Below are 15,552 nucleotides of genomic sequence, written 5' to 3' on the forward strand. Positions count from 1 at the left end.
TTCCTTTCCTCGACGTCCGTCGCGCACGACCACTGGCGCACGCTCCTTTGCAAGTCATCTTTGCAAAGAGTCTTTGTATCTCATAGTCTGGTCTCATGCCAGATCCGCCGGGTCCCCAAGAGATCGCCGATGTCGAGGCGCTGAAGCTGCTGGCTCACCCCATGAGGCAGCGGATCGAGCGGCAGCTGCGGCAGGGCCCGGCCAACTCCACGACGCTCGCCCGCGCCCTGGGGGAAAGCAGCGGGCTGACCAGCTATCACCTCCGGCAGATGGCCAAGCACGGCTTCATCGAAGAGGTCCCCGAGCTGTCGCGGGGACGGGAGCGATGGTGGCGTCACGTGCCGGCGGATCGCCGGATTCCGCCCTACAGCAGGCAGAGCCCGGAGATGCGGGAGGCGGTCGAGGAGATGAATCGCCTCGACTTCGCCGACGAACTGGAGCAGTTCACCCGCTTCCAGCTCCAGCGCGCACAGATGGGGGAGTGGGCCGACGCCCTGGCCTGGTCCCGCTCGACGATCAAGCTCACGGCCGATGAGCTCACTGAATTCCTCGAGGAGTACGTGAAACTGCTCTACCGCTTCAAACGGCCGGAGGAGGAGACTCCACCCGGCGCGCGTGTCGTGCTCGCGCGGCTGCTGGCCTTCCCCGCACCCGCCGACGACGAGTGAAACCGGGCCGCCGAGTGCCAGCTCGGCGGCCCAGGAACGGAATCCGCGTCACCACGCCCGCGAAGGGCGTGTCTCACCGTGCGCGAAAACCTCAGAGAAAGGAGAGCAGCTCATGCTGCTCCGACGCAAGTTGCCCGCCCTTTTACTGCTGCTCCCGGTCGCTGTTCTGCCGGCCGGCTCCGTCCGGGCCGAGACCCAGGCCGTGCGCAGCGGCGACGTCACCTTCATGGGCGCCGGCGGCGTGACCCTGCACGGGACGATCATCGGCCCACAGGCGGCGAAGAGGCGCAGCCCGGCCATCGTCATGGTGCACGGCGCCGGACCGGTCACCCGGGAGGAGTACCGGGACGAGGCCGAGGCGTACGCCAGACGAGGCGTCGTGACCCTGATCTACGACAAGCGCACCGACGGCTACTCCACCGTGCGGCGGGACTACGCGATGCTCGCCACCGACGCGCTCGCCGCGGTGCGGGCCCTGCGCGCCCGCCCCGAGGTCGACCCGGACAGGGTCGGCGTCTGGGGGCTGTCGGAGGGCGGCTGGGTGGCGCCCCTGGCGGCGGCGCGCTCGGCGGACGTCGCCTTCCTGATCGTCGCGGGCGCGGTCGGCACCACGCCCGCGAGACAACAGGCGTGGGCGTACGGCGAGCGGCTCAGGCATGCCGGGATCCGCGGGTCACTCGTCCCGGCGTTGCAACGACGTCTGATCCGTTACGCCGTCGCCGGCGGGCTGTTCGGCGAGGCCGCCCACGATCCCGTACGAGGCTGGGAGCACGTTCGCCAGCCGGTCCTGGCGGTGTGGGGAACCCTGGACAGGGAAGCGGTGCCCGCGGAGAGCGCGAAGATCATTGCCGGGGCGCTGGCCAGGGGCGGCAACGAGCACTACACCATCCGCTTCATCGCCGGAGCCCGGCACAACCTCAACGGCACCCGGGACGACGGCTTCGACCGGCCCGACCTGCTGCCCCCGACGTACGCCACGCTGGAGGCCGCCTGGATCAAGAGCCTGGCCGGCGGGCCGCCGCCGATCCGGGTCGGCAGCCCGCCGCCCCAGGCGCAGGCGAGCCGCCCGGTCGACGGGCCGCTCGCGTGGTACGAGGCTCCCCAGTGGCAGCTGGTGGCGTTCGCGCTCTTCGTGACGGCCTGCCTGGGCTACCCCATCGGGGCGCTGGTGCGCCGTGGACGCGGACGCCGCGGCGCACCCGTGGCCGCCCGGCCCGCCCGCGTGTTCGTCGTCGCGCTGCCGGTGGCACTGATCGGCTTCCTCGCCTACCTGGGTGTCCTGATCCTCACCGGCGCGACCGTGATCGGGCCCGTCGTCCTCGGCCGGTCCGTGCCCTGGCTGTTGCTCCAGCTCCTCTCCGTGACCGTGGTCGCCGCCGGGATCGCCACCGGGGCCGCCGCGTGGCGCTCGCGGCGTTCGCTGTCCGGTGGCGGCCGGATCCGGCTCGGCCTGCTGCTCGCGGCCGCCGCGGCGTACCTGCCGTGGGCGCTGTACTGGGGGCTCGTCGTTCCGTAAACCGTCGCCGCTGTGGCGGCTCGTCGTCCTGCCGGCCGCCACTCGGGGGGCCCGTGTTCTATGATCATGGGCCCATGAGCCTGTCTGCCGCGATAGTCCTCTCGGAGCGGCTCCTGCTGCGCGGAGCATTGCAGGAGGCGGACCGTGAAGGATTCATCGAGCTCTCGACCGATCCCGAGGTTCAGGAATACCTCGGCGGCGCGCGGCCTCGGAGTGAGGCCGAGCAGCGCTTCGATGCGGCCCTCGCGGCTGACGCGACATCCAGTCACGGTAATTACGTCATCGCGGACAAAACGACGAACCGCTTCCTCGGAACTCTGATGCTCGCCCGCCGGTCGGCCGGTGGCCCCGGGCATGTCACCGGGGATGGCGGGGAGCTGGAACTGGGCTATGTGCTGCGGCGTAGCGCCTGGGGCACGGGGTTCGCGTTCGAGGCCGCGACGGCCGCGTTGCGCGCCGCGGCCGGCGAACTCCCCGACCAGCCGGTCTTGCTCGTGACCCAGACGGCGAACACCCGATCGCTCAACCTCGCCGCCCGCCTTGGCTTCCGCCCCACCAGCACGTTCGAGGAGTTCGGCGCCGAGCAGACTCTCTGCACTGTCGACCTGTCCATGTTCCGAATCTGATCCCGGCATCCGACACGGCGGCCCTCTCCGTGCTGCCTTGCATTCTCATTATCGATACTGATAATGTCTTCCTGTGAATGCTTCGACTGAACGGTGGGCCGAGCTGGCGCTTCACCCGGTGCGCATCCGGATTCTGGCCGCCATCGCCGGCGCCCGCCGTACGGCCTCCGACCTGGCGGACCTGCTGCCCGACGTGCCGCAGGCCACGCTCTACCGGCAGATCTCCACCCTGGCCAAGGCCGGGCTGGTGGATGTGGTGGAGGAGCGGAAGGTCGGCGGTGCGACGGAACGCGTCTACGCGCTGCCCAAGGAAGGACTGACCCCGACCCCCGAGGCGTTGGCCGCCGCGTCACCGCAGGAGCACGCGCGTTACTTCACCGCGTTCGTCTCCACCCTGCTGTCGGAGTTCTCGCGCTACCTGTCCCAAGAGCACGTCGACCTGGTGGCCGACGGCGTCGGCTATCAGCAGCTGGTGCTGCATCTGGATGAGGAGGAGTTCGTGCGCTTCGCGCAGGGCTTCGCCGAACTGGTGCGACCCCTGCTGGCGAACGAGCCGGGAGGGGATCGGACACCCCGGATGCTGGCGACGATCCTTCTCCCCTTGACGAAAGGATGACACGCATGGCCACGGTCATGATCACTGACGGTTTGATCACCATCGAGTTCGGCCTGTGGGAGCGGGTGTTCGTCGGCCGCCCCCGGCACGTCATTCCCGTTCATGCGGTACGGCAGGCGGTGGTCACCCACCAGCCGCTGCGCATAGCCCGCGGCGCGAGAAAGGGCCTCGCGGTATCGGGTCACACCAAGATCGGCGTTTGGGGTCTGTTCGGCGGCCCCCGCCAGCTGGTGGCGGCCGGCCGTGACCAGCCCGCAGCCCACCTGATCCTGGATCGCGCGAGCTCCGGCGGCGAGTTCGACGAGGTCGTCGTGTCGGTGCCGGACGCCGACCGGCTCGTCGAGGCCATCCGGCGCGTGGCCGCGTGACGGACGTGGAGGTGCGTGACCTGACCGAAACCACATCCAGATGACCGTCTTTCGCTCCTCCTGGAACGGATGCCGGCCACCGATCAACCAGGCCGGAGGGCAGGCCTGACCCCGGATCAGCGCGGGTTCCCGCGGCCGGGGTCCGGCTCGGCCGGCCCCGCGGTGCCCTCCAGGTAGGCGAGTACGGCTCGCACGCGGCGGTGGCCGGAGTCGTCCGGCGCCAGGCCGAGCTTGGCGAAGATGTTGCCGATGTGCTTGTGGACGGCGTTGTCGCTGATGCGCATCCGCTCGGCCATCGTGGCGTTGTCGTGGCCCTGCGCCATGAGGGCGAGCGACTCCCGTTCCCGGGAGGTGAGGTTGTCCAGGGGGCCGCCGGCGCGGCGGGCGAGGAGCTGGGAGATCACCTCCGGATCCATGGCGGTGCCGCCGGCCGCGACGCGGCGCAGGGCGTCGACGAACTCGGCCACCCGGCCGATCCGGTCCTTCAGGAGGTAGCCGATGCCGCCCCGGCCGTCGGACAGGAGCTCGCCGGCGTACTCGCGCTCGACGTACTGCGACAGCACCAGGATCGGCAGCGCGCCGTGCTCCCGGCGGGCCCGCAGCGCGGCGTGGATTCCCTCGTCGCGGAACGACGGCGGCAGCCGTACGTCGACGATGGCGATGTCGGGGCGGTGTTCGGCGACGGCGTCGAGGAACGCCTCGCCGCCGCCGACGACCGCCACGACCTGGCAGCCCTTGGCCGCCAGCAGGAGTTCCAGACCGCTGGCCAGCAGGACGTTGTCCTCGGCGATCACGACCCGCACGAGACCTCCTGAACGATCACTGGGCGCATGGCACCTGAACGGCGAGCGTGGTGGGCCCGCCCGGCGGGCTGTCGAGGCGGACGGAGCCGTCCAGGGCGGCGACCCGCCGGCGTATCCCGGCGATCCCGCTGCCGCGCCTCTCGTCGGCGCCGCCGCCGCCGTCGTCGGTGACCTCGATGGACAGCACGTCGGCGGTACGCTCGACCCGCAGAGCCGCCCGTGTGGCGGCGGCGTGCTTGGTCACGTTCGTCAGCGCCTCGGCGATCACGTAGTAGGCCACCGCCTCCACGCTCGCCGAGAGCGCGCCCAGATCGGCGAGCTCGAAGTGAACCGGCACGTTAGACCGGGCGGCCAGCGCCGTCAGCGCCCCGTCGAGCCCGCGGTCGGCGAGGATCGGCGGGTAGATCGTCTGCAGCACGGCGCGGAGTTCGGCCATCGCTTCCTCCGTCGTCTCGTGCGCCTGCTCAAGCAGCCTCGCCACCGCTTCCGGATCGTCGGCGAGCGACTCCCGGGCCAGGCCCACCTGCATGGCGATGGTCACCAGGCGCGCCTGCGTCCCGTCGTGCAGATCGCGTTCGATTCGCTGAAGCTCCGTGCCGTGGGCGTCGACCACGCCGACCCGGCTCCTGGTCAGGACGTCGACCCGCTCGGTGAGCCGCTCGCGGGCCGACGGCGCGAGTACCGCGAGGGACAAGCGCGCGTGCAGGCGCGCCAGCGCCGGGAGCACCCACAAGGCCGCCCCACTGAGGACGGCGATCTGAACGGAGCTCCCGGCCAGCGCGGTCATCCAATCGCCCACATGGACGTCGAGAAAGGCGAACAGGCTGGGACGTTCGTCGACGGGAAAGACCCACCACAAGGACATCACCACGACGGCGACCAGGATGTTGCCCAGGCAGATCAGGGTGGCCATCCCGAGCGGGAGCCCGACCGCGACGTGTGTGAACGCCCACGCGAGACACCGCCGCCCGCCAGGCCACCGCCCGCCGTCCGGGACGCCGAGCAGCCTGCCGGCCCGCCGGCGGTGCCAGCCCGCCCAGCGCCGCGCCGCCGGCGGCGCGAGCAGCACCGGCGACGCGAGCAGCGTGAGTACGGCGGTGGCCAGCGTGCCGAGCAGGTAGACCGAACCGGCAAATGCCCGGTGACGCATGCGCACCTCCTCACGACGCCGGTTTGGAGATCACTATTCTCGCCCGGACCCCGCCGGGCACTACAGCAGGCTGTACCAACGCGCGTACGGGCGCCTGTATCGTGCCGGTTGACCGGCCGAAATAGCGTTCTCGACCATGAAACTGAGATGTGAGCCTACCTTCGGACGCCTGGTCCCCGTCCTTGCCCCGATCGTCCTGTCCGCCACCGCCCCGCCCCCGGCAAGCGCCGGCTTCCCGCTCGCCGGTCCGGCCGCCGCGATCACCTGCGGCGACCGCGCCGCGCCGCGCGACCCCGCCGCCTACTGGAACGGCGTCCAGCGCAGCCGCGCGCGCCATCCCCTCTTCGGCCCCCTCAAGAACAACATCTGGCCCTGCGCCTTCTGGCCGAACCAGCCCGGCAAGCGCCTCACCCACGTCGCCGGCCCCACCCCCGCGCTGATCGTGCCGGCCACCGGCGACACCGCCACCACCTACCAGGGAAGCCAGGCCATGCACCGGGCGCTGACCGGCTCCCGCCCGCTCACCCTGCGCGGCGCCACCGGCCACGGGATCCACGGCGAGTACGGCGACGCCCGCGTGGACGCCAAGGTCAACGCCTACCTGGCCACCGGAACCCTCCCCGCCACCGATCCGACGTGCCATGCCTGACCTTCCCCCGAGGTCGCGACACCCCCATCGCGGCCGGCAGCCCAGGTCAGCTTCGTGTCCGGCGACGGGAAAGGGTGTGCGGTGACGAAGAGATACGCGCTCACATTGGAATCGGTGACGAAGGTCCACGGTTCCGGTCGTCATGCGGTCACAGCCTTGAACGACGTGACGATGGGCGTGCCGCACGGGTCGTTCGTCGCGATCATGGGTCCCTCCGGCTCGGGCAAGAGCACATTCCTGCACTGCTCGGCGGGTCTCGACCGGCCCACGAAGGGCGGCGTGACCCTCGGCGGCACCCGCCTGGCCGGCCTGCACGAGGAGCAGCTCACCGAGTTCCGCAGGGAACGGGTCGGGTTCGTCTTCCAGGCGTACAACCTGCTCGACTCGCTCACCGTCGCCGGCAACGTGGGCCTGCCGTTCCGGCTGGGCGGCGGTCCGGTCCCCGACGACCGGGTGCGCGCCGAGCTGGTGAACGTCGGGCTCGCCGACATGGGCGACCGTTACCCCGGGCAGTTGTCCGGCGGTCAGCGGCAGCGCGTGGCCATCGCTCGCGCCCTCGTCACCGGACCCGACGTCGTCTTCGCCGACGAGCCGACGGGCGCGCTCGACACACGTACCGGCGGGCAGGTCCTGCGACTGCTGCGAGAGGTCGTCGATCGGACCGGCCAGACCGTGGTGATGGTGACCCACGACCCGGTCGCCGCCTCGCACGCGGACTCGGTGACCTTCCTGGCCGACGGCCGGCTGGCCGGCGAGCTCGCCGGGCCGACACCGGAGAAGGTGGCCGACCGGATGACCAGGCTGGGGGAGTGGTGAGCCGCGAGAGCAGGGGCGAGGCGGCGGATCCGCCGGCGGCCAGGAAGAAGATCCGCACGCTCTCGCGCCAGAACCTCTCGCTGGCCTGGAGCACGATTCGCGGCCGCAAGGGCGGCTTCGCGGCGGTGCTGATCGCCATCGCGGTCGGCTCCGCCGTGATCACCGCCTGCGGCGTGTTGCTGGAGACCGGCATCAGATCGGGAGTCCCGGCCGAGCGGTACCACCGGGCGGCCGTGGTCGTGGGCGGCTACCAGGCCATGCCCGTCGAGGGCGATGCGGACCCGCGGCTCTCCGAGCGGGTCAGGCTGCCCGCCGACACGGTCGCGAAGGTCGCCGCGGTCCCGGGCGTCGCCTCCGCGGTCGGGGACGTCAGCGTCCGCATCACCGTGCTGAAGAAGGGCTCCGTCCTCGGCGGCCCGTCCGTGTACGGGCACGGCTGGTCCGCCTCGGCGCTGGCGCCGTTCACGCTGCGCTCGGGCACCCGGCCGCGAGCGGACGACGACGTCGTGCTCGACGGCGACCTCGCCCGGCGGGCCGGAGTCGCCCCGGGAGACACGCTCACCCTGGTGACCGGGTCGAAGCCGGGGTCGTACCGGGTCAGCGGCGTCGCCGAGCCCGCGACCCCGCTCCAGCGGCAGTCCGCGGTCTTCTTCACCGACGGCCAGGCGACGCGGCTCCACGGACCGTCCGGCAAGATCGACGCGGTCGGCGTGCTGGCCGCGAAGGGGACCGACGCGGACGACCTCGCCGACCGGATCAAGAAGGCCGTGCCCGGCGTGGTCACCCACACCCGCGACGACCGCGGCGACGTCGAGACGCTCGACGTCGGGCAGATGCGGTCGTTCCTCGTCGAGGTGGCCATCGCGTTCGGCGCCACCATGATCCTGCTCGTGATCATCGTGGTCGCCGGCACCCTGGCCCTGTCGGTGCAGCAGCGCCGCCGCGAGCTGGCCCTGCTGCGGGCCGTCGGCGCCACCCCCCGGCAGGTGCTGCGCATGCTCGGCGCTGAGGCCGTGCTCGTGGGCGTCATCGGTGCCGCGCTCGGCGCGGTCCCCGGCATCTTGCTCGCCCTGCTGCTGCACACCGTGTTCACGGCGGCCGGCGCACTGCCACCCGGATTCTCGCTGGTGATCACGCCGCTGCCCGTGCTGTTCGCCCTGCTGATCTGTGTCCCCGCCGCCCGGATCGGCGGCCGGCTCGCGGCCCGGCGCGCCGCGAACGTCAGTGCCGTCGAGGCGCTCGGCGACGCGGCCGTGGAACCGAAGAAGCTCGGCCGGTTCCGGCTCTCGCTCGGCGTGCTGCTCGTGCCCGCGGGCCTGGCCGTCGCGATCGTGCTGCCGATCGCGCTGCCCGGCGAGTCGGCCGTCCAGGGCGCCGCCGGCTCCGCCCTGGTCCTCGTGATCGCTGCCGGCCTGCTCGGACCGAGGGTGTTCGGCGGCGTCGCGACGTTGCTCGGCCGTCGCGCGGGCGGCGTCACCCGGTTCCTCGCCGTCGCCAACTCCCGGGCGCGGGCCCGCCGGCTCAGCGCCGCCACCACGCCGCTGATCATGGGTGTGACGATGGCGTGCGCCCAGCTGTTCAGCGGCACGACGCTCGCCGCGACCGCGCACGACCAGGTCGCCCGCGGTGTGATCGCCGACCACGTGGTCACCTCCGGCAGCGCGGGGATCTCACCCGGCCTGGCCCAGGAGCTTCGGAGCGTTCCCGGCGTCCGTACGGTCAGCCCGGTCGCCCGGACCTCGACGATCCTCACCTGGCCTGATGGCGACGGCATCCAGTACCGGGTCTCCACGGCGCAGGGCGTCGACCCCGCGGCCGTACCGGACACCATGAACCTGGACGTGCTCCGCGGCGACCTGCGCGGTCTCACCGGGTCTGCGGTCGCACTCAGCCGCCTCGTCGCCGGTACGGCCGGCGTCGACGTGGGCGGCCGCGTCGACGTGCACCTCGGCGACGGCGCCACGGTGAAGGCCACGGTGATCGCGATCTACGAGAACGGGCTCGGCTTCGGCGACGTCACGCTGCCCCGCGACCTGGTCCTCGCGCACACCACCGACCACCTCGACCGGTGGCTGCTGGTCAACTCCGACCGGGAGGCGGATCTGCGCGCGGCGCTGGAGGCGTACCCGACGATGAGCGTGCGCGACGCCGCGGCGATCACCGCCGCACCGGCCGGCGAGGCGGGCGGCAGCGGGATCAGCCTCGTGCTCAACGCCATTCTGCTCGGCTATCTCGCCATCGCGGTCGTCAATACGCTGGTCATGGCGACGATCTCACGGCGACGCGAGTTCGCCCTGCTGCGCCTGGTCGGCACCCGGACCAGCCAGGTCCGGTCGATGATGCGCCAGGAGGCCGCCCTCATCGTGCTCTGCGCGGTCACCGTCGGCACGATCGCCGCGCTGCCGTCCCTGATCGGGATGAGCTACGCGATGCGCCACTCGGTGTTCCCCTCGATCCCGCCCCTGACGTACCTCGGCATCGTGATCGCGGCCGCGGTGATCGCGTGGCCCGCCGTGATGCTGCCGGCCCGGCTCGCACTACGGCCCCCGGCCGTGGAGGCGTTCGCGGGGCCCGAGTGACGTACGACGCCGGGGCACGAGGCCATCGCGCCCTGCGGCTCGTTGGCGTTCGAACACGCCGCCGCGTGAGCTGCCGGGGTCCACGACGTGGAACATGCCGTGCTGTCTCCTCTTCATGGCCGGCCGGGTGCGCCGCGGGGCTGGGAAGGTCAGAAGCGCTTGACGAGACTGACCGCACGGTCGGTGACGGTGAAGCCGAGACTCTGGTACAGGCCCAGGGCGCCGGTGGGGTTGTCCGCGTCGACGTCGAGCACGGCCCGGTCCAGCCCCTCGGCCCGCAGCGCCCGCAGCACGTGGGCCAGCAGGGTGCGGGACAGCCCCCGACCTCGTGCCTCCCGGCGCACGCCGACGGCCGTGATGGAGCCGAACGGGCCGCCGCGCAGCGGCCACTCCTCCGGCGCCACGTCGACGAAGACGAGGCCGACGACGCGTTCGCCGTCGTGGCAGCCGGGCGTGCCGGGGGCGACGGCGAGCACGGACAGGTCCGGGCGGAACGCTTCCAGGCGGTCACCGGAGGCCCATTCGGCGGCGGTGACCGGCTGGCTGCCCCAGTGGTCGCGGAAGGCGTCGTTCATCGCGGACCTGGCCCGCTCCTGCCACTCCTGTCCGTACGGCACCAGCCGTACTCCGGGAGTGGACGGCGGCTCGGCGACCGGCGCCTTGAGGTCGCGCTCCAGCTCCAGCCACCACCGGGCGCGCTCGTAGCCGTGCGCTTCCAGGAGCCGGATCGCAGCCGTGGAGTGGTCGTGCGCACTCGAGGCGAGCCACCCGGGCAGGGTGGCGTCACAGGCCGCGAGATGCTGAAGCCCGCGGGCCTCCTGCCATGCCAGCAGCGCCCTGCCGATGCCCTCGCCGCGGCGGGCCGGGGTGACCGTTCCGTCGAGGTCGACCCAGACGATCGTCTCCTGGCTCGCCGGGGCCGTGGCCGAGCCGTAGGCGACGGCCCGCCCGGCGTCGTCGACGGCGATGACCGCGTCGCGCCCGGGGTCGAAGACCGCGCTCTTGAACTCCTCCTCCAGCTCGTCCCTCATCATCAGCGAGCGCGGATGATCGATCTTTCCCGAGGCACGCTTCAGGTCGAGGATCAGGCCGATGTCGGCGGCGGTGACGGGTCTCCAGGTGAGCCCGTCGCCGGCCGTGGGCAGGGCGACGGCCGATGGAGCGGTCACCCGGTCGCGCAGGGCGCGACGTTCGGGGCTGTGATGGTGTTCCGTCCCGCTCACGGGGTTCCTTTCCTGGTACTGCTTCGGGATTGTCGCGGCGGGGGTTCGCGTCATGCGGGGAGCCGCGTTCGACCGTACCGACCGAAATCACGGGAAGGAAACCGATTAAACCTGGCGCGCCTGCGGTGACGGAGGCGTACGTCTGCTTCTGGGACAAGCGCGCGGTCCGGACGCTCCGCGACGGGCAGATGGCGGAGGCGTCCGGGCCGCACGAGCTGTCAGCGGACGACGTGCACCCGCAGGGCCGAGCCGGCGAGCTCGGCGGTGGCGGCGCGGCGCGGATCGGCCCGCAACGTGACCGCCCGCGGCAGGGTGACCGTCAGGGTCGCGCCGTCAACGGCGAAGGACGTCACCCCGAGCTTCCTGCCGTCCAGATGGACCTTGACGTGCTTGGGGTTTCCCGCCCGGGACAGGGCGACGCTGACCGTCTTCAGGGTGACGGCGCCGTGCTTGACGGTGATCCGGTCATCCTGGGTACGGCCCGCCCGCTTCTGGGTGAAGGTGCCCCAAGCGGTGCCGGTGCTGAAGAAGGAGCGGTGGTCCTGCGGCTTCCAGTTCGGGGCGAAGCTCATCTTCTGGGCGGGGCCGTCGAAGGTGAAACCCTGCAGCGCGGTCAGCAGCGACCAGGACGACAGCGTCCGGCCGTACCACTTGCCGCACTCGTCGTCACCGAACGGGCTGCCGGTGCCGTCGCCGGTGGAGCAGGGACTCTTGTCGATGTGCTCGGTCCTGGCCCGGCCGTCATAGCGGTCGGAGGCCGCCTTGACCACGCGCAGGCCCTCGTCGAGCAGGCCGCGCTGGAGCATGAGACCAGCCGCGGAGTACTCGAAGCCGGACATGACCTCGTCGTAGTAGAGCGGGCTGTTGCCCGGCTTGGGACTGTTCGGCCAGCTGATCATCTGCAGGCCGGCGTCGGTCTCCTCGACGTACTGCCGGAACTGGTGGCTGTCGTTGTAGCCGGTGAAGTGCTCCTTGAAGTTGTGGCGGAACAGATTCCTGGCCGCGGTCGTCATCTTGGCGGAGTCGTAGATGTCGCCGAGGCCGAGCTGAGTGGACCACCACTGGCCGAGCAGCATGTCGATCGCCACGCCGTCGCCGTAGGAGTGGCCCTGCGCCGAGTAGGCCTCCTGGAAGTACTCGCCGTTGAACAGTTGCCGCTCCTGCTTGACCCGGCCGGAAGCGTAGATCGCGTCGTAGCCGGCCTTGGCCGTGCCGTCACCGGCGAGCTCGGCCATCTTCGCCGAGGCGTTGACGGAGGCCAGGTACAGCGAGCCGAGCCATGAGCCGTTGCCGGTCTCGCCGCCGTCGAGCGTGGTGTTGTGGATGCCGGTCAGCACACCGTCCCGGTCGGGGTCGGCCTGCCGCACCACGTACTCCATCGCCTGCTTGATCTTCGGCCAGTTCGCGGCCAGCCAGGCCTGGTCGGTGGTCTGGTAGGTCCGGTACGCCGACAGGATCACGCCGGTCTGGCCGTCGAGGGTGAAGCTGGAGTCGCTGTCGAAGCGCATGGGGATCTTGCCCGAGTCGTCGGCGTTGTCCAGCCACTGCTGGGTCCAGCGCCGGCCGACCTCCGGCCACAGCCAAGCCTGGCTCTGGGCGTAGTGGAAGACGTGGGTGGGCATGCCGGGGCAGCAGCCCCAGCCCTCCCGGGCGCCGAAGAAGCCGTTCTTGGCCCACCACACCGTCGGGGAGTGCAGCACCGAGGTCGCCGAGGTGATCCGGTCCAGCACGTACTGCGGCAGGTTGGAGTCGTAGACGGTGTCGTGGTAGAGCTTCGTCTGCCCGACCAGCCGCTCAAGGTCGCCCTTCACGTAGTCGGCGACCGCGTCGGCGCTGTTCCACCAGTTCTCGTACTGCCGGCCCGAGCCTCCGTTGAAGTTCTGCGCGTTCGGGAAGTGCCAGCTCAGCACGACGGGGATGGTCTTCGACTCGCCCGGCTTCAGCGTCACCGCGGTGGCCAGGGCGCCGTCGACGGTGGTGTTCGCCGCCGGGCCGCTCGCGTCGGCGGGGCCGCTGAGCGCGCCGTCGTCGGCCAGGTCGCCGCGCAGGGCCTCCAGCGTGCTCCAGGCGGCGGTGCCGGTGACGCCGCCGGCCAGCGCGGCGAGGTTCATGCCGCCCGCGCCGTCGGCGCCGGTCATCCGCAGGCTTCCGCCGTCGACCACGGTGCGGTTGGCGCCGTAGCCCGCGACGACCCGGTTGTTCGCGCCGCCGATCGTGTCGTAGCCGTTGAAGCCGACCGCGTTCTGCTGCGCTGCCAGCACCGACACCTCGGCGGGCCGGTCGCCGGGGTTCTGGACGGTGATGTTGTAGATCGCGGTGGGGATGGCCGAGTCCTTGACGTTGCCCGGGATCATCGGGTTGAGGATCTCGGAGGAGACCTTGACCGGCAACGATTCGTCCTTGTACCGATATTTCAGGATCGGGTACTCGCCCTGCTGGGTGAGCGACTTCACCGGCTCGAACGCGCCGACTCCGGTCGTCTGCAGCGCCCGCACCACCGGCTCGCCGCCCGCGGCCTTGGCGCGTACCGCGAAGAAGCTGTTGGGCAGTTTGCCCTTGGCATAGGAATCGGCATCGAGGTGCCAGCCGCCGCGGCCGAGGTTGTTGAAGATCCACCAGGTGGGTCTGGCGCCCGTACCGTCATGCACGATGCCGGCCGAGCCCAGCGGGCCGACGGGGAAGCGCGTGTCGGTGAGCCTCTGTCCTGCGTAGGTGACCGTCTCCCCCCGTGCCCGCAGGTCGCTGTACGGCCGGGCATACGCGTACACCCTGCTGGACTCGACGCCCGAGGAGAGCGAGGACACGGCGTAGAAGTAGGCCGTACCCGGCCGCGCCGTCCGGTCGGTGAAGCCCGGCTCCGCGGCCTCTCCCAGCCTGGTGAAGCCCGAGTCGCGCTCGGTGGAGCGGTAGACCGCGTACGTGCCGCCACCGATCGCCGCGCCCCAGCTCAGCGCCGTCTCACCGGCGGTGCGGGCCACGCGCACCTCGCCCGGTGTGGCGGGCAGGTCGTTGCGGATGTCGTCGAGCGTGATGTGGCCCCAGCCGCCGGTGGAGTCGTCCACGGCCTTGACGATCACGCGCCGGCCGACGTGCGCGGACACGTCGAGCTGCCGCCGCGCCATGACCTCGGCGCTGTTGCCCCTGGTCACGGCGAGTTCCTGCCCGCAGCCGTCGGGCTTGGTCTCGTCGTAGGCGCAGACCGCGACATAGGTGTCCGCGCCGCCGCCGCCGACCAGCATGGTGACGACGGGCTGGACGACGGTGAAGGGCGCGGAGACGACCACGCCGCGGTAGCCGTCGCTCGGCGTCTGCGCCGGAGTCTCCAACGTGGACAGGAAGAACCTGCCCTCCTTGTTGTACGGCCTGGCGTCGTTGTGGAAGGTCGCCCGGTCGGTGATGAGCCGGCCGAACGAGCCCGACACGATCCGCCAGCCCGAGGGCAGCGAGCCGCCCTCGAAGTTCTCGGTGAAGGCGCCGGCGGCCTGGGCGGGCAGGGCGACGGCGAAGGCGGACAGGGCGAGTGCCGCGGCGGCGAGTAACCGCATGGTCAGGACCTTTCGGAGTTCAGGAGCAGGTGGTCTTGTAGATGAACTTCGCGATGCCGGGCTGAGCCATGTTGTCCTTGGTGAGCACGACGAACGGCGTGGAGATCGCGGAGGTGGTCGCCCTGCCCTCCAGCGCGGCCACGGCCTGCTCGACGGCGTCCCTGCCCATCTGCAGCGGCTGCTGGACGACCAGCGACTGGACGACGCCGTTCCTGACGTCGTCCAGGATCGGGTCGGAGGTGTCGAAGCCGACGATCTGCACCTTCCCCGACTTGCCCGCGTTCTGCACGCCGGTCGCGACGCCCTCCACCTCCTGCGTGCTGACCGCGAACACCCCGGCCAGGCCGGAGTTGGCGGCGAGCACGGCGGCGAACTTGGAGGTGGCGGTGGCCGGCTGGCTCTCGCTGTACTGCGGGCCGAGATAGGTGATCCCGGCGTGCTTGACGATCTCCTCCTCGAACCCCTTCTGCCGGGCGTCGGTCGTGGAGATGCCGGGCTTGGCGCCCATCACCATGACCTTGCCCTTCTCCCCGACCTGCTTGGCGAGGGTCCGCGCGGCCAGCACGCCACCCGCGTAGTTGTCCGAGGCGATCCGGGAGACGGCCAGGCTCTCGTCGGCGGCGACCGAGTCGGCGAAGACCAGCTTGATTCCGGCGGCCTTGGCCTTGCTCAGCGCGGGCACCATCGCCTCGCCCGCCATCGGGGAGATGACCAGGGCATCGGGCTTCTGCACGATGACGCCGTTGAGTATGGGGGTCTGGCTCTGCGGGCTGTAGTCCTTGCCGCCCTGGGCGTCGAACTGGACGCCGAGCTCGCGGGCGCGCTCCTGCGCGCCGCAGGTCAGGGAGGTGAAGAACGGATTGCCCGCCATCCCCTGGACATAAGTGATCTTGTACGGCTTCGCGCCGCCTTCCGCGGTGGAGGCGGTGCCGCTGGAGCAGCCGGCCGCGAACGCGAGCGCCGCGGCGGCCAGCAGGACTTTTCCGCGCATGC

General features: G+C 71.4%; 13 protein-coding genes. 8 read left to right on the forward strand and 5 right to left on the reverse strand.

Features of this window, described 5'->3' with window-relative positions; all coding sequences use genetic code 11:
- Nucleotides 1–95 precede the first annotated feature (95 nt).
- The 5 genes from ACIBHY_RS10205 (at nt 96) to ACIBHY_RS10225 (ending at nt 3,794) form a co-directional block, all read left to right on the forward strand.
- On the forward strand, nt 96–668 hold the full coding sequence (locus ACIBHY_RS10205) for an ArsR/SmtB family transcription factor (RefSeq protein WP_397249376.1): 573 nt from the start codon (nt 96–98) through the stop codon (nt 666–668).
- 112 nt (nt 669–780) lie between these two features.
- Nucleotides 781–2,184 (forward strand): prolyl oligopeptidase family serine peptidase, encoded by a 1,404-nt coding sequence (locus tag ACIBHY_RS10210; RefSeq protein ID WP_397306491.1) that lies wholly within the window; start codon nt 781–783, stop codon nt 2,182–2,184.
- A 74-nt stretch (nt 2,185–2,258) separates the two neighbouring features.
- Nucleotides 2,259–2,810 (forward strand): GNAT family N-acetyltransferase, encoded by a 552-nt coding sequence (locus ACIBHY_RS10215; protein WP_397306492.1) that lies wholly within the window; start codon nt 2,259–2,261, stop codon nt 2,808–2,810.
- 73 nt (nt 2,811–2,883) lie between these two features.
- Nucleotides 2,884–3,426, forward strand: coding sequence for a helix-turn-helix domain-containing protein (locus ACIBHY_RS10220; RefSeq protein ID WP_397249370.1), 543 nt, complete (start codon nt 2,884–2,886; stop codon nt 3,424–3,426).
- Between the two features lie 5 nt (nt 3,427–3,431).
- The gene (locus ACIBHY_RS10225; RefSeq protein ID WP_397249368.1) at nt 3,432–3,794 is read left to right on the forward strand and encodes a hypothetical protein; all 363 of its coding nucleotides are present in this window, start codon (nt 3,432–3,434) and stop codon (nt 3,792–3,794) included.
- A 116-nt stretch (nt 3,795–3,910) separates the two neighbouring features.
- On the opposite strand, the gene ACIBHY_RS10230 is transcribed toward ACIBHY_RS10225, so the two are convergent.
- Nucleotides 3,911–4,597, reverse strand: a complete 687-nt coding sequence (locus tag ACIBHY_RS10230) for a response regulator (protein ID WP_397306493.1) — start codon at nt 4,595–4,597, stop codon at nt 3,911–3,913.
- A gap of 16 nt (nt 4,598–4,613) precedes the next feature.
- Nucleotides 4,614–5,747, reverse strand: coding sequence for a histidine kinase (locus ACIBHY_RS10235; protein ID WP_397306494.1), 1,134 nt, complete (start codon nt 5,745–5,747; stop codon nt 4,614–4,616).
- A 136-nt stretch (nt 5,748–5,883) separates the two neighbouring features.
- Here ACIBHY_RS10235 and ACIBHY_RS10240 point away from each other — a divergent pair, with 136 nt between their 5' ends.
- The 3 genes from ACIBHY_RS10240 to ACIBHY_RS10250 all read left to right on the forward strand — a co-directional run bounded on the left by ACIBHY_RS10240 (nt 5,884) and on the right by ACIBHY_RS10250 (nt 9,791).
- Nucleotides 5,884–6,396 carry an alpha/beta hydrolase gene (locus ACIBHY_RS10240; protein ID WP_397306495.1) on the forward strand — a complete coding sequence of 171 codons (513 nt, stop codon included), beginning with the start codon at nt 5,884–5,886 and terminating at the stop codon, nt 6,394–6,396.
- Nucleotides 6,397–6,477: 81 nt separating this feature from the next.
- The gene (locus tag ACIBHY_RS10245; protein ID WP_397306496.1) at nt 6,478–7,212 is read left to right on the forward strand and encodes an ABC transporter ATP-binding protein; all 735 of its coding nucleotides are present in this window, start codon (nt 6,478–6,480) and stop codon (nt 7,210–7,212) included.
- Nucleotides 7,209–9,791, forward strand: coding sequence for an ABC transporter permease (locus ACIBHY_RS10250; protein ID WP_397306497.1), 2,583 nt, complete (start codon nt 7,209–7,211; stop codon nt 9,789–9,791). The genes ACIBHY_RS10245 and ACIBHY_RS10250 overlap by 4 nt, the downstream gene beginning before the upstream one ends.
- A 149-nt stretch (nt 9,792–9,940) precedes the next feature.
- On the opposite strand, the gene ACIBHY_RS10255 is transcribed toward ACIBHY_RS10250, so the two are convergent.
- From ACIBHY_RS10255 to ACIBHY_RS10265, 3 genes are all read right to left on the reverse strand, one after another.
- On the reverse strand, nt 9,941–11,014 hold the full coding sequence (locus ACIBHY_RS10255) for a GNAT family N-acetyltransferase (RefSeq protein ID WP_397249354.1): 1,074 nt from the start codon (nt 11,012–11,014) through the stop codon (nt 9,941–9,943).
- A 218-nt stretch (nt 11,015–11,232) separates the two neighbouring features.
- Entirely contained in the window at nt 11,233–14,559 is a 3,327-nt protein-coding gene (locus tag ACIBHY_RS10260) for a GH116 family glycosyl-hydrolase (protein WP_397306498.1), read from the reverse strand.
- A gap of 19 nt (nt 14,560–14,578) precedes the next feature.
- A complete protein-coding gene (locus tag ACIBHY_RS10265) occupies nt 14,579–15,550 on the reverse strand; it encodes an ABC transporter substrate-binding protein (protein ID WP_397306499.1) in 972 nt (323 codons plus the stop codon).
- Nucleotides 15,551–15,552: the final 2 nt, after the last annotated feature.

Origin of the sequence: Nonomuraea sp. NPDC050547, assembly GCF_044457345.1 — a bacterium.
Taxonomy (GTDB): domain Bacteria; phylum Actinomycetota; class Actinomycetes; order Streptosporangiales; family Streptosporangiaceae; genus Nonomuraea.

What these genes read in the sequence shown, in the direction of transcription:
- ACIBHY_RS10205 (WP_397249376.1), top strand. Translation starts at nt 96, where the DNA reads ATGCCAGATCCGCCGGGTCCCCAAGAGATCGCCGATGTCGAGGCGCTG.
- ACIBHY_RS10210 (WP_397306491.1), top strand. Translation starts at nt 781, where the DNA reads ATGCTGCTCCGACGCAAGTTGCCCGCCCTTTTACTGCTGCTCCCGGTC.
- ACIBHY_RS10215 (WP_397306492.1), top strand. Translation starts at nt 2,259, where the DNA reads ATGAGCCTGTCTGCCGCGATAGTCCTCTCGGAGCGGCTCCTGCTGCGC.
- ACIBHY_RS10225 (WP_397249368.1), top strand. Translation starts at nt 3,432, where the DNA reads ATGGCCACGGTCATGATCACTGACGGTTTGATCACCATCGAGTTCGGC.
- ACIBHY_RS10235 (WP_397306494.1), bottom strand. Translation starts at nt 5,747, where the DNA reads ATGCGTCACCGGGCATTTGCCGGTTCGGTCTACCTGCTCGGCACGCTG.
- ACIBHY_RS10240 (WP_397306495.1), top strand. Translation starts at nt 5,884, where the DNA reads ATGAAACTGAGATGTGAGCCTACCTTCGGACGCCTGGTCCCCGTCCTT.
- ACIBHY_RS10260 (WP_397306498.1), bottom strand. Translation starts at nt 14,559, where the DNA reads ATGCGGTTACTCGCCGCCGCGGCACTCGCCCTGTCCGCCTTCGCCGTC.
- ACIBHY_RS10265 (WP_397306499.1), bottom strand. Translation starts at nt 15,550, where the DNA reads ATGCGCGGAAAAGTCCTGCTGGCCGCCGCGGCGCTCGCGTTCGCGGCC.